This window comes from Stenotrophomonas sp. TWI1409 (assembly GCF_039673015.1).
Classification (GTDB): Bacteria; Pseudomonadota; Gammaproteobacteria; order Xanthomonadales; family Xanthomonadaceae; genus Stenotrophomonas; species Stenotrophomonas maltophilia_A.
In genome coordinates, this window is the sequence record NZ_JBDJKU010000011.1 from 22186 (window position 1) to 34978 (window position 12793).

Annotated in this window: 11 protein-coding genes; 5 read left to right on the top strand and 6 right to left on the bottom strand. The window is 66.5% G+C overall.

Annotated features, from left to right (window positions below):
* Positions 1–35: 35 nt before the first annotated feature.
* The 4 genes from ABE423_RS05735 to ABE423_RS05750 form a co-directional block, all read right to left on the bottom strand.
* The gene (locus ABE423_RS05735) at positions 36–3158 is read right to left on the bottom strand and encodes a TonB-dependent receptor (RefSeq protein ID WP_180838017.1); all 3123 of its coding nucleotides are present in this window, start codon (positions 3156–3158) and stop codon (positions 36–38) included.
* Positions 3159–3341: 183 nt separating this feature from the next.
* Positions 3342–4295: a FecR domain-containing protein gene (locus ABE423_RS05740; RefSeq protein WP_346485333.1), complete on the bottom strand. Its 954-nt coding sequence runs from the start codon at positions 4293–4295 to the stop codon at positions 3342–3344.
* An 82-nt stretch (positions 4296–4377) separates the two neighbouring features.
* Complete coding sequence (locus ABE423_RS05745; protein ID WP_049462496.1) at positions 4378–4881, bottom strand: RNA polymerase sigma factor; 504 nt, start codon at positions 4879–4881, stop codon at positions 4378–4380.
* 185 nt (positions 4882–5066) lie between these two features.
* Positions 5067–5993: a LysR family transcriptional regulator gene (locus ABE423_RS05750; RefSeq protein ID WP_180838019.1), complete on the bottom strand. Its 927-nt coding sequence runs from the start codon at positions 5991–5993 to the stop codon at positions 5067–5069.
* Between the two features lie 151 nt (positions 5994–6144).
* On the opposite strand from ABE423_RS05750, the gene ABE423_RS05755 reads away from it, so the two are divergent.
* The 5 genes from ABE423_RS05755 to ABE423_RS05775 all read left to right on the top strand — a co-directional run bounded on the left by ABE423_RS05755 (position 6145) and on the right by ABE423_RS05775 (position 10486).
* Positions 6145–7011 carry a pirin family protein gene (locus tag ABE423_RS05755; protein ID WP_180838020.1) on the top strand — a complete coding sequence of 289 codons (867 nt, stop codon included), beginning with the start codon at positions 6145–6147 and terminating at the stop codon, positions 7009–7011.
* A gap of 71 nt (positions 7012–7082) precedes the next feature.
* Positions 7083–7763: a hydrolase gene (locus tag ABE423_RS05760; protein WP_032129426.1), complete on the top strand. Its 681-nt coding sequence runs from the start codon at positions 7083–7085 to the stop codon at positions 7761–7763.
* 54 nt (positions 7764–7817) lie between these two features.
* Complete coding sequence (locus tag ABE423_RS05765; RefSeq protein WP_180838021.1) at positions 7818–8459, top strand: hydrolase; 642 nt, start codon at positions 7818–7820, stop codon at positions 8457–8459.
* A gap of 116 nt (positions 8460–8575) precedes the next feature.
* On the top strand, positions 8576–8965 hold the full coding sequence (locus ABE423_RS05770; protein WP_180838022.1) for an OsmC family protein: 390 nt from the start codon (positions 8576–8578) through the stop codon (positions 8963–8965).
* Between the two features lie 126 nt (positions 8966–9091).
* Positions 9092–10486: an ATP-binding cassette domain-containing protein gene (locus ABE423_RS05775; RefSeq protein ID WP_125893644.1), complete on the top strand. Its 1395-nt coding sequence runs from the start codon at positions 9092–9094 to the stop codon at positions 10484–10486.
* A gap of 131 nt (positions 10487–10617) precedes the next feature.
* Here ABE423_RS05775 and ABE423_RS05780 read toward each other — a convergent pair whose 3' ends face one another.
* Positions 10618–10947, bottom strand: coding sequence for a hypothetical protein (locus ABE423_RS05780; RefSeq protein WP_005409871.1), 330 nt, complete (start codon positions 10945–10947; stop codon positions 10618–10620).
* 98 nt (positions 10948–11045) lie between these two features.
* Positions 11046–12791, bottom strand: coding sequence for a putative porin (locus tag ABE423_RS05785; RefSeq protein ID WP_125893646.1), 1746 nt, complete (start codon positions 12789–12791; stop codon positions 11046–11048).
* Positions 12792–12793 lie beyond the last annotated feature (2 nt).

A 12793-nucleotide genomic window follows, 5' to 3' on the forward strand; every position in this document is an offset into this window, starting at 1 on the left:
AGGGAACTACGGGTACAACGCTTGAAGGTGGGAGATCAGAAGCGTGCGGTGACGCCGAGCTTCAGGGTGCGACCCGGAGCCGGCAGCGTGGACCGCGTGGCTGGATCGACGTAGTAGCGGTTGCCGAGGTTGCTGCCGACCAGTTCGACGCTGGCATGCTCGTTGAAGCGCCAGCGCGCATAGGCATCGACGGTGGTGATGTTTCCCCAGGTGAACGGCACGTTCTGCCAGAGCAGGCCGCTGCCACCGCTCAGCAAACGGTCACGGTAGGCCTGCAGATCAGGGTTCTCGTGGCGCTGGTAGTGCACGATGCGGCTGCCAAGCTCCAGGCGTTCATCGAACAGGCGCGTGCCCAGCGACCAGTTGATCGACAGCTTGGGAATGGCCTGGGTCAGCAGGTAGCCACCGACGAAACCATCCTGCACGCAGTTCGGGACCAGGCCGCGGTTCGCATCCAGGAGCACCGCCGTGCTCTCGTCACACACCTCGTTTTCCAGCGTGCGGGTGATGCCCAGATCGGTGAAGAAGCGCCGGTTGTCGAAGCGGGCCTGCAGTTCGATGCCACGGATGGTCTGCTTGTCGATGTTGTCGAACAGGAAGTTGCCATCGCGCTCGATCACGTCACGGGTCTTGTGCACGTAGTACGCCAGCTTGACGTCGGCATCGGCGGTGTTGCCGAACAGGGCCGACAGGTTGTGCACGTAGCCCACTTCGTAGTTGTAGGCGTGCTCGGGCTTGAGCGCATGCAGCGGATTGAGGCTGCCGGAGAAGGCGATCGTGCTTTCGAACATGCTCGGGAAGCGCACCGCTTCGCTGTAACGCACGTAGGCACGGGCGGCCGGGGACAGGTGTGCAGTGGCCGAGAAGGTCGGCAGCCAGGCATGGTCGCGGCGGCGGCTGTTGCGTGCATCGACCGGCTGCGACTGTACGCTGTTACCGATGTTGCAGACCTGGTCGCTGCCGGCGAACACCGGCTGCACGCCGGGAATGGCCGCCACTTCGCCATTGAGGCACGGATTGCCGGCGCGGGTGTAGTTGCCATCGGCATCGGGCAGCCAGGGCCGCGTGTACCTGACCGGACGCGGCGTCTCGTACGGCGCCAGCAAGGCACGGATGCTGTCATCGATGAACCAGCCCATGCCGCGCTTTTCCCATACGGCGCGGCGTGCTTCCAACGCGTCGATGCGGGCCTGCAGATTGGCGGGACGGGGCGGCAACTCGTTCACGGTGTACTGCGCTTCCTTGCCACCTACGCCCTTGGTCAGCAGCTCGGGGTGCGCCTCGAGGAAATCGTCGAAGGCCCAGTAGCGGCTGTAGCGCACGCCTGCATTGAGGGTAAGGAAGTCGACCGGCCGCCACTCCAGGGTCAGGTAGCCCTCGCCCTCCTGTCGGCGCCCGGCACGCGGAAACATGCGCCAGCCATCGGTGGTACCGAAGTACGGATCGCTCGAGCCGAGCTTCTCGTACTGCCAGTTGCCGCCCACGGTCAGGTCCAGGGTCGAATGCAGGGCGAAACGATTGCTCAGGATCAGGCCGGTGCGGTCGTTGCGCGCGTTGGCCAGCGCGGTGTTGCGCAGGATCGGGCTGGCGTCCGGATTCCACGCCGGATTACCCACTGCGAAGTTCGGGAAGCCGCCAGCGCTGTAGGTATCGCTGTCCGTCTCCGTGCGCCACAGGTTGGCGTAGAGGTCCAGCCAACGACTGCCGGCGGGCTGGAAACGGTATTCCAGGTTCCACACATCCGAATCGACCCGGCTGAGCGGCCACTGGATGCGGCCGTAGTCCGGGGCCGACAGGATGCGCGACGGCATGATCTCGCCGTAGTGCGACAGCGTGCGCCGCCAGGTCGCCTTCAACTGCTGGTCATCGTTGATCTGCCAGCTGCCTTTGACCAGCCAGGACTCCTGTTCGCTGGAGGTATTGGGCACTTCATCGCCGGGCTTGAAGTAGCGCGCCAGCGTGGTGATGTAGTCGATGCCCTGGTACTCGTACTGCTCGCGCCGGTCCTGGTCGTAGTACGCGCTTCCCTTGCTGCCGGAGAAGTAGTTGCCGCGCTTGCGCCAGGCGTAGGCGGCCATCAGGTCGACGTTGTCGCCGCGTACGCCCAGTGCCAACCGCCAGGCCTGGTCTTCGCCATCGAAGGGGTTGTTGCCGCTGCGCGACTTCACCGGCACCACCAGGGTGCGGTCGTTATAGGGTGAGTTCGGCGAGCCCTGCGGGAACCCCGGCACGGTGCGGTAATCCTCGCCGGTGTGCAGGCGCGGCAGGCGCGGTGCCACCGCATTGCTGCTGCCTTCGATCTTCAGCTCCCCGCCGAAGCGTTCGCCGGCAGCAACAATGTCGTCAACGTCGATGGTCTTGATCACCAGCGCACCACCGATCCCGCTGTGCACATCGCGCACCAGCCCTGGCCCCTTGATGACCTGGATGCCACCAATCAGGTTGGGATCGATGTAGTTGCGGTTGCTGACGCCGTTGTAGCCACGCCAGACCGTGAGCGCCTGTTCGCCGCCATCGATGCTGACCGGCACCCGCCCGGGCCCCTGGATGCCACGGATATTGACGTCCAGCGCGCCGCTGTTGCGCGCATCGCCACTGAACACACCGACCAGATCCTTGACCACGTCGGCCGGATTGGAGCCACGGTAACGTTCCACCCGGTCGCGCCCCGAATACGCCGTGGTCATGTCCAGCGCGAACACATCGTCGTAGCCACGCCGATCGCGGGCCTCACCCCCTTCCGACTGAAGGCGACCGGCCACGTCCAGTGTTTCGGTCACCCGCACCCCTTCGCCCTCACCCGCCTCCGCTGCGGCCCGCAGGCTCCAGGTACCGTCCATGCCGCGCTGTGCACGCACGCCGCTGCCGCGCAACAGCTGCTGCAGGGCCTGCATCTGGCTGTACTCGCCACTCACCGCACTGGAGCGGCGGCCCTCCACCAGGTCACTGCGGAACACCACCTGCACATCGGCCTGGCGGCCAAAGGCACGTACGGCATCAGCCAGTGGCTGCTCCGGAATGGCGTACTGGCGCAGCGGCGCGACGATCGCCGGTTGTGCCTGCACGGTCGGCACCCAGGCCAGCGGCAGCAATGCGGTGGAAACGGCCAGGGCCAGAACGGTGGCGCGACGATGACAGGCGGATGCCGTGGACGGCATGGACAGGAACTCCTCAAGCGTGGCTGGACCACGGGCACATCCGGTGCCGGTGGTGTGTCTGGCTTGAGGAAAAACGGTGTTTCGCTCTGGCTATACCTCTATAGACAGCGGGACACTGCAGGTGCCCACGGCTTTTTTCATGTTTTTTTCATGCGGCCCGTTCATCCAGGTGCTGCGCGGGCCTCACCACACCACCAGCGCGCCGCCGGGCAAGCGCTGCACTCGCAGTCCTGCCTGCGCGGCCACCGCATCGATGGCCGTCTCCGGCTGCCGCAGGTGGAACAAGCCACTGACCCGTACGCCTGCACCCTGCCCACCCAGTACCCAGACCGGGGCGCGATGGTAGCGCGCCAGATCGGCGATGGCCTGCGTGGCCGACTGATCATCGATCACTACCTCGCCCCGCCGCCATGGCGCCACGGCCTCGGGATCTTCCAGCCGCACAGGCTGCAGCCAGCGACCGTCACGGAACACGCGTGACTGCCCCGCATGCAGGCGCTGTACGCTGCCATCGCCCGGACGCACGTCGACCACACCCTCGCTGACCTCGGTGGTGACCGTGGTATCCAGCATCGACACACTGAAGGCGGTACCGATGTCACGGACCAGGCCGCCCGCCGCCTCGACCTGGAACGGTCGCGCCTCATGGGCCACCTGGAACCAGGCCTGGCCGCGCAGCAGGCGCAGGTGCCGCTGCTGGCCATCGAACGCAACCGCCAATGCGGTGCCCGCATCGAGCACGGCGGTGCTGCCGTCTTCCAGCTGCACCACGCGTGGTGTATCGCTGCTGCGCAGGTCACTGCGTGCCAGCAACAGCGCCTGCGGTGCGGCCGCGACCATCAGAACCACAGCGGCGGCACTGGCCAGCAGCCATGGCAGGCGGCGCGGCGCGATCGGGCGCAGGCCCTCGCGATCGGTGGTGAGCTCGGGCAGCGCCGCCAGCACCTCGGGCCCGGCGGCATCCAGCCCCCGCCAGAACGCCGTCTGCTGGCGCCAGGCCAGCGCATGGCGTGGATCGGCCTGCAGCCAGCGCTGCAGGGTTCGTTGCTGGCGTTCCGGCAGCGGGCCTGCACTGCACCGGATCACCCAGCGCAACGCCTGCCTGGCCTGACGCGGCGAGGGTTCGGACGTGGTCATGGTTGTGGCCTGCCGCACCACGAACGGGTGCGCTTTCCTGTTGTGACAACGGCGGGCGCGATCTGCCCACTGCAATCGCCGCTCATCGATGCATTCCCTGCTGGTGCTGCTGGATCAACAGTGCCGCGCGCAGCACATGCTTGCCGACCAGGCTCTTGGAAATGCCGAGCCGAGTGGCGATTTCACGCTCGCTCAGGCCCAGGTAGCGGTTGAGCACAAAGCACTCACGCACCTGCGCTGGCAGCGCGAGGATGGTCTGGGTGATCTCGCGCAGCTGTGCCTGGTCCAGTGCCTGGGCCTCGCCGTCGTGGCCCGCCTCGGCCATGTCGGCGGCGTACTCGGCCATCGCGCGCCGCTCGCGGGCGTCGGCCTGGCTGCGGTTGAGCGCATGGTGATAGGCCATCCGGTACAGATAGCCGCGCGGCTCCAGGATCGGTGGATCACCGGGCACGCTGCTGGCCTTCAGGTACAGGTTCTGCAGGGTGTCCTCGGTACTGGCCGGGTCGAGATAGCGCGCGATGAAGCGAGACAACGCACGGCGCTCGCGGATCAGCAGCTCGACCAGCGCCAGGGCATTGGGAGACATAGGTGCCAAGGCCGGACCGGGGAATGATGGGCGTGATGGCGACGGTCCGGACATGGATTGTGGGCTGCGCGGCCGCAGGCGGCAAGCGAAAGCCTGTCGCGCGGCACCAGGATCATCCACACATGGCGTGGATCTCCCAGGCGGCGCCGGATCCAGTAGATCCACGCCATGCGTGGATGCGGAGCCTACGGTTCGTCCAACGCCTCGAAACGCTCGGCGAGGTAATCGATCAACGCACGCACTGCCGGCAGCAGCCCACGCCGCGAAGGGAACACCGCATGCACGATGCCGTGCTTCGGCACCCACTCCGGCAGCACCGGCACCAGCGCGCCGCTGTCCAGCTCATCGGTGATCATCATCCGCGGCAGCATCAACAGCCCGACCCCGGCCACCGCGGCTGCGCGCAGCGCGATCATGTCATCGCTGACCAGGCGCGGGCGGTGATGCACGCTGGCCTGCACGTCGTCCGGCCCGATGTACTCCCACACATGCTGCTGACTGGGCGAGGCCAGATCGACGGTCGGCATCATCGCCAGGTCGGCCGGCACCTGCGGCGTACCCAACCGTTGCAGCAGCGCCGGGCTGGCACTGGTGCACCAGACCCGGCGTGCCAGCACGCGCACCACCAGGTCGCTGTCTTCCAATGGCGGCGGCCTTACCCGGATCGCCACGTCCACACCCTCGCCCACCACGTCCACGCGGCGGTTGGTGGCGTCCAGCTGCATCGTCACCTGCGGATGCAGGGCCAGGAAGTCGGCCAGCATCGGGCCGATGCGCGCGTGCAGGATCGCGATCGGGCACGCCAGGCGGATGGTGCCGCGCGGCTCGGCGCGTGACATCGCAATCGCTTCTTCGGCCGCCTCCGCCTCGACCAGCATTGCCTTGCAATGGCGGTAGTAGTCCTGGCCGACCTCGGTGACCGAGAAACGCCGGGTCGAGCGCTGGATCAGGCGCACGCCCAACCGTTCTTCCAGCAGCGCGATGCGCCGGCTCAGTTTCGACTTCGGCATGGCCAGCGCCCGACCGGCCTGCGAGAAGCCGCCGTGCTCGACCACCATGGCGAAATAGAACAGGTCGTTGAGGTCACAACGGCGGATATCTGCGATGAACACGGGGCGATCTCCTGCGGCCCACGGCCTGCCGCCATTGTTCACCAGATAGGACTATGACGGCAAATATTGGCGTCTACCGGCCCAATTGTCGCGGCGATATCGTCTCCTGCAACGAAGAACAGCGGCCGGCAGCCCCGGCCAGGAGATCGCCATGAAGCGTGTCACCGGTACCTACAGCGCCCCCCGCCCGCACTGGGTGGGCGACGGATTCCCCGCCCGCTCGATGTTTTCCTACAACACCCACGGCCAGCACCTGAGCCCGTTCCTGCTGCTGGACTATGCCGGCCCCTACCGCTTCGCGCCCAGCGAAACGCCGCGTGGTGTCGGCCAGCATCCGCATCGCGGTTTCGAGACGGTCACGATCGTCTATGAGGGCGAGGTCGCCCACCGCGATTCGACCGGGGCCGGCGGCACCATTGGCCCGGGTGACGTGCAGTGGATGACGGCGGCCTCCGGCATTCTCCACGAGGAATTCCACACACCGGAATTCAGCAAGCGCGGCGGCACGCTGGACATGGTCCAGCTTTGGGTCAACCTGCCGGCGCGGGACAAGATGGGCGCACCGGGCTACCAGACCCTGCTTGACGCAGAGATCCCCTCGGTGGATCTGCCTGAGGGCGCCGGCCGCGTGCGTGTCATCGCGGGCCGCTTCGACCGCCACGCCGGTCCGGCACGTACCCACACGCCGATGGATGTCTGGGACATCCGCCTGCAGCAGGGCCACCACGCCGAACTGCCGGTGGCCGATGGCCGCACGCTGGCGGTGGTGGTGCTGAAGGGCTCGGTCCGGATCAACGGCGGCCAGCCGGTCGGCGAGGCGCAGCTGGTCACCTTCGATCGCAGCGGCGAGGACGTGTTCGTCGACGCCGACAGCGACGCCACTGTGCTGCTGCTCAGCGGCGAGCCGATCGACGAGCCGGTGGTGGGCTACGGCCCGTTCGTGATGAACAGCCAGGCCGAGATCAGCCAGGCGGTCAACGATTTCAACAGCGGCCGCTTCGGCCAGATCGCGCACTGAGCGCTTCCGCGCGGCGGGCGATGACCCGCCGCGCCAATGGGCCATCGCCCACCTTCCCCAGGAGACTGACCATGAGTACCCCCGCCAACTTCAACGGTGCCCGCCCGGTGATCGATCCGGACAACGCCGCGATGCTGCTGATCGACCACCAGAGCGGCCTGTTCCAGACCATCGGTGACATGCCATTCACCAGCGTGCGCGCCCACGCCACTGCGCTGGCGAAGATGGCCACGCTGGCAAAGATGCCGGTGATCACCACCGCCTCGGTCCCGCAGGGCCCGAACGGCCCGCTGATCCCGGAGATCCACGACGCGGCCCCGCATGCTCAGTACGTGGCGCGCAAGGGTGAGATCAACGCTTGGGACAACCCGGAATTCGTTGCTGCAGTGAAGGCCACCGGCCGCAAGCAGCTGATCATCGCCGGCACCATCACCAGCGTGTGCATGGCCTTCCCGTCGATCGCCGCCGTGGCCGATGGCTACCAGGTGTTCGCGGTGATCGATGCCTCGGGCACCTATTCGAAGATGGCTGAAGAGATCACCCTGGCCCGCGTGGTGCAGGCCGGCGTGGTGCCAATGGACACCGCCGCGGTGGCCTCGGAGATCCAGCGCAGCTGGAACCGTGACGATGCCCAGCAATGGGCCGAGGTCTACACGAAGATCTTCCCGAACTACCAGCTGTTGATCGAGAGCTACCTGAAGGCGCAGGACGTGCAGAAGAACCACGAGCAGCTGGATTCGCAGCGCAGCTGAGCTGCCCCCGGGGTGCCGGCCTGCCGCCGGCCCCCTCCCAACCGGAGACCCACCATGTCCAGTGAACCGATCCGCGACCCGGCCAGCGACCACCTGCTGACCCCGCAGAATTCCGCCTTCATCATCATCGACTACCAGCCGGTGCAGGTGAACTCCATCGCCTCGATGGACCGCCAGCTGCTGGTCAACAACATCGTCGGCACCGCCAAGGCCGCTGTGGCTTACGGTCTGCCGATCGTGCATTCGACGGTCAACGTCAAGACCGGCCTGAACAAGCCGCCGATTCCGCAGCTGCGCAAGGTGCTGGGCGACTACCCCACCTACGACCGCACCACCATCAATTCCTGGGAAGACGTCGAGTTCCGCCAGGCGGTGGAAGCCACCGGCCGTCGCAAGCTGATCATGACCGCGCTGTGGACCGAAGCCTGCCTGACTTTCCCGGCGCTGGACGCCTTGAAGGAAGGCTATGAGGTGTACGTGGTGGTCGACGCCGTCGGTGGCACTTCGCTGGCCGCGCACGATGCCGCGTTGCGCCGCATCGAACAGGCAGGTGGCCAGCTGATCAGCGTGCCGCAGCTGTTCTGCGAACTGCAGCGCGACTGGGCCCGCTCAGAAACGGTGCCGGCGTTCATGAACCTCTTCATCGAAACCGGTGGTACGGCAGGCATCCAGTTCTCGTACGATCGTACCGAGTGATTGGGTGGCGGCGCTGGCATTGGCTGGCGCCGCCTTTGGGAGCAGTCGAGCATGGCTCGACGCTACAGTGGGTTTGGTCGAGCGTGGCTCGACGCTAGAGACAGATGGAGAATGTGATGGCCTACGCGCGCATTGTTTCGACCGGCGACAACTACCTGCACCACATCAGCAATGGAAGCTTTGATGTAGACGCGGACGAGCCCGCCTCGCTGGGCGGTCAGGGCAAGGGCTTCGCGCCCTTCGATCTGTACCTGGCCTCGCTGGCCGCCTGCACCGCCATCACCCTGCGCATGTACGCGCAACGCAAGGACTGGGAGCTGGGCGAGTTCCATGCCGAGCTGCGTTCGGAACGCGATGCGGATGGACGCTTCCACGTGCACCGCGTGCTGCATGCCAGCGCCGAGCTGAGCGATGCGCAGTGGCAGCGGTTGCTGGAGGTGGTGGAAAAGACCCCGGTGACGCTGGTGATGCGCGAAGGTGCGCGCATCACCAGTGAGCGCGGCTGAAGGAGGTCTGGCCCACCTGCGGCGGATCTTGGCCGGTTCCTCGCTTGTTCCGGCCTCGCCCCTGTTCCAAGCTGCGCGTCCGCGTTCGGATGCAGTGAGCGCGCAGCAACAGGAGGACCGCACGCGATGTTACGTGCCCATGCTTTGGATCTGGATTTCAACGGCCGCGCCCTGCTGGCCGACGTCAACCTGCACCTGCCCTCAGGTGCCCGCATCGCCCTGATCGGCGACAACGGCAGCGGCAAGAGCTGCCTGCTGCAGATATTGGCCGGTACTCTGGTGCCCAGTGGCGGGACCATCATCCGCCGCGATGGCGCACGCATCGCCTACGTGCCGCAGCACGTACTGGATGACTCCTCTCGCAGCGGCGGCGAGCAGATGCGCCATTCGCTCGCCCGCGCGCTTGATGCCGACCCCGATGTACTGCTACTGGATGAACCCAGCAATCACCTGGACCGCAGTGCACGCCGCTCGCTGATCGCGCGCCTGCGCCAGTTCCACGACGCACTGTTGGTGGCCACCCACGATGAAGCCCTGATCGATGCGCTCTGTAATGAGCTCTGGCACATACGTGGCGGGCGCGTGAGCCACTTCGGCGGTCGCTACCGCGACTATCAGGCGGACCTGCAGCAGCGACGCGAGGCCAGCGACCGGCAGCTGCGCCAGCTGGATCAGGAGCGCGGCCAGGCCCATGAGGCGTTGATGCGCGAACAGCAGCGCGCCGCGAGCTCGCGGGAACGCGGCGTGCGCAAGGTCGAACAGCGCAAGTGGGGCGGCGTCCGTTCAGCCACCAAGCTCGGCCGTGGCAATACCACCGCCGGCGGCAAGCAACTGCAGATCCGTGAGCAGCAGGAAGACATCGAGGCTCGTCGCAATGACCTGCAGCGCGAGACCATCATCGAGCCTGCCTTCGCGTTGCCGGCCGGCTGGCGACGTGAGGGAGTGGTGGTGCAGCTGACCGACGCCAGCGTGGCGCATGCCACGGAAACGGTGCTGGGTGGACTGCATCTGCGCCTGGATGTCGGCGATCGCCTGGCGATCACCGGTGACAACGGCAGCGGCAAGTCCACGCTGGCCCGCGCGCTGTGCGGCGACCCAAGCATCCACCGTGATGGTGACTGGTTGCTGCCGCCAGCTGCTCAGATCGCCCTGCTTGACCAGCACTACCGGGACCTGCCGATGCAGGTCACGCCTCTCCAGGCGCTGTCTGCCCAAATGCCGGAGTGGAGCCAGACCCAGTGCCGGCTGCACCTGGCCGACTTCCTGTTCCGCGGCGACGCCACGGCGCAGACGCACGTGTCCGCATTGTCCGGTGGCGAACGGGCGCGGCTTTCATTGGCATTGATGGCGGCCAAACCCCCGACGCTGCTGGTTCTGGACGAACCCACCAACAACCTGGACATGACGCTGCGGATGCACTTGCTGCAGGTGCTGCGGGTGTTCCCGGGCACGTTGGTGGTGGTGTCGCATGACGACGCATTTCTGCAGGCGCTGGAACCGGGACAGGTGCTGGCGTTGTAGCTGCGGCCGGGCGTGTGCCATCCACGCATGGCGTGGATCTACTGTAGAGGCGAAGACAACGACAGGGGCTGTTGCCAACGTCGCGTGCAACCGCCCGAAAAGCCGAGCATGGGCCCGGCTCTACGGAAGGCTCAGCGCCGTGAATGCAGCACGGTGCGCTGGCGCATCGCGTTGAATTCCTGTTCGACCTGCTGGATGTCCTCGGCCTGGAAACCGGCCGCATCCAGCAGCTGGTCGGCGGCAGCCGCCGCCAGCGGATCATCGTCACGCTGGCGCCAGCAGCGCGCCGGCAGGAAGTAGCCCACTTCGCTGCGCCCGCGCATGATCACCACCGGCCGGCCCGCATACAGCAGGAACTCGGCCAGGTGCTGGCGCAGTCCCTCCACTGAAACATAGGCCGGTCCAACACCCAGCATCTGGCTGGACGGTTCGGGACTCTCGAACAGTTTGCGACGGCTCATCCACTCCTCCTTTTGAACAACGCGTGGTCTCCTTTCCTTAGACGGGCGCATCGCTGCGCCCCCGCCACGCACTACGTGATCCGCATCACGCCCGCCACTCAGAAGCCGGTGTTGAACTCCAGCTGGAACACGTCGATCGACAGCGGCGCACCGGACACTTCCTTGGCCGCCATCCACTTGCCGCTGATCCAGCTGCGCGCGTCCAGCGCGTAGGCACCGCCCACGTAGTAACCGCGGGCGTTGGTGCCGCCCAGGTGGAAGTTCGGATCGTTGTAGGCGTCGGGCAACGCGTCGGCCTCAATGTGCTTGTAGCCCAGCAGTGCCTGCCACTGGCCCTTCTCCTTCAGCTCGGTAGCACCGAAGGTGGCCTGCAGCATCCAGGCGGTGTCGCCGCTGCGGAAGGTATCGATGCCGACAGTATCGCCGGCGCCGTAGTTGTTGACGATGCCGTTCTGGGCACGACTGAACATGGCCTGCTTGTCGTAGGCCAGGTTGCGGATGTAATCGCCATCCAGGCGCAGACCGATGCCCTGCGCCAGCTGTGTATCCCAGCGCAGGTTCAGCGTGGCCAGGCGGAAGGCCGAGGCCAGGCCGACATACTGCGGGGTCGGCGTACCGGCCGGATCCACCGGATTGCGCGCGATGTTGCGGATCAGCATCAGGGTGTTGCCCTTCTGCATGAACGCCGGGCGCGACCAGTCAGTGTCGCAGCCCACCGCACCCGAATACAGCGAGCACGTTGAGGACAGGCGACCGCTGATGTTCTTGAAGTCGTAGTAGCCCAGCGCAGCACGCAGTGCGTTGTCATCGTTGAAGCGCCAGTTCACGCCCACCTGGGCACCGGACAGCCACTTGTTCTCGTTCGGAGTCTTGACCTTGCTCTGGCTCGGCGAGCTGTCGGAGGTGTACTCCAGCGGTACCACCGCGAGGTTGCCGAACAGGTCGAGGTCGCCACCATCGAAGTCATACTTCAGGTTCGCGGCCAGACCATCGAAATTGAGATCGTTGGAGAACAGCGTGTCGCTGGTCCAGAACGGATTGCCGAAGCGGCCGCCACGCACCGTCACCCAGTCCGCCGGGCTGTAGGCTAGCCAGGCCTGGTCCAGCCACACGTCCTTCTTGCTCAGGCCGCCACCCAGCTGCTCGGTGGTCGACACCGGGCCATTGCTGCTGCCGCTGGCCAGGCGCACGCCGGCCGTGGTGTGCTGGCCAATGGTGGCCTCGATGCCCAGGCGGGCACGGATGCGCCACAGGTTGCGGCGGTCCTGGCGGGTGTTCAGCAGCGGCGGCAGCTGCAGGTTGGTATTGGTGTTGGTATCGAAGCCGTTGCCGGAATTGATCGACGCCCAGTTGCTCACGATGTCGCTGTTGCGCTCGGAGTAGAAGCGCGACTCGCTGCGTACACGCATGTCACCGGTGACCTTGATGCGCTTGGTCCATTCGGCCACTTCGTTGGGTGCCGCCCAGCCTTCCGCCTTGGCCTGCGCCATCACGTCCTGGCGCACCTCGTCACGAATGCCGTCGCGTACGCTCTGCGGCACGTAGGGCACGCGCACGTCGCCGGCTTCCAGGGCCACGCCACCGCTGGCGGCCGTGCTGCCGCTGGCTGCGGTGCGTTGTGCGGCCACCGCTTCGGCTTCGGCCTGCACCAACAACGCCTGGCCGTCTTCGGGCTTCAGTGCACCACTGGCGATCAGGCCCTTGATCAGCTTGACCATGGTGGTTTCGGCGGCCATCGCACCGGCCGGTGCAGCCAGGCTGAGCAGCACGGCGCAGCACAGCAGCGCCCGTCGGGCCGGCCGCGGGCGGCGGGAGTCGGTTCGTGCGCGGACGTGGTCGTTCATCA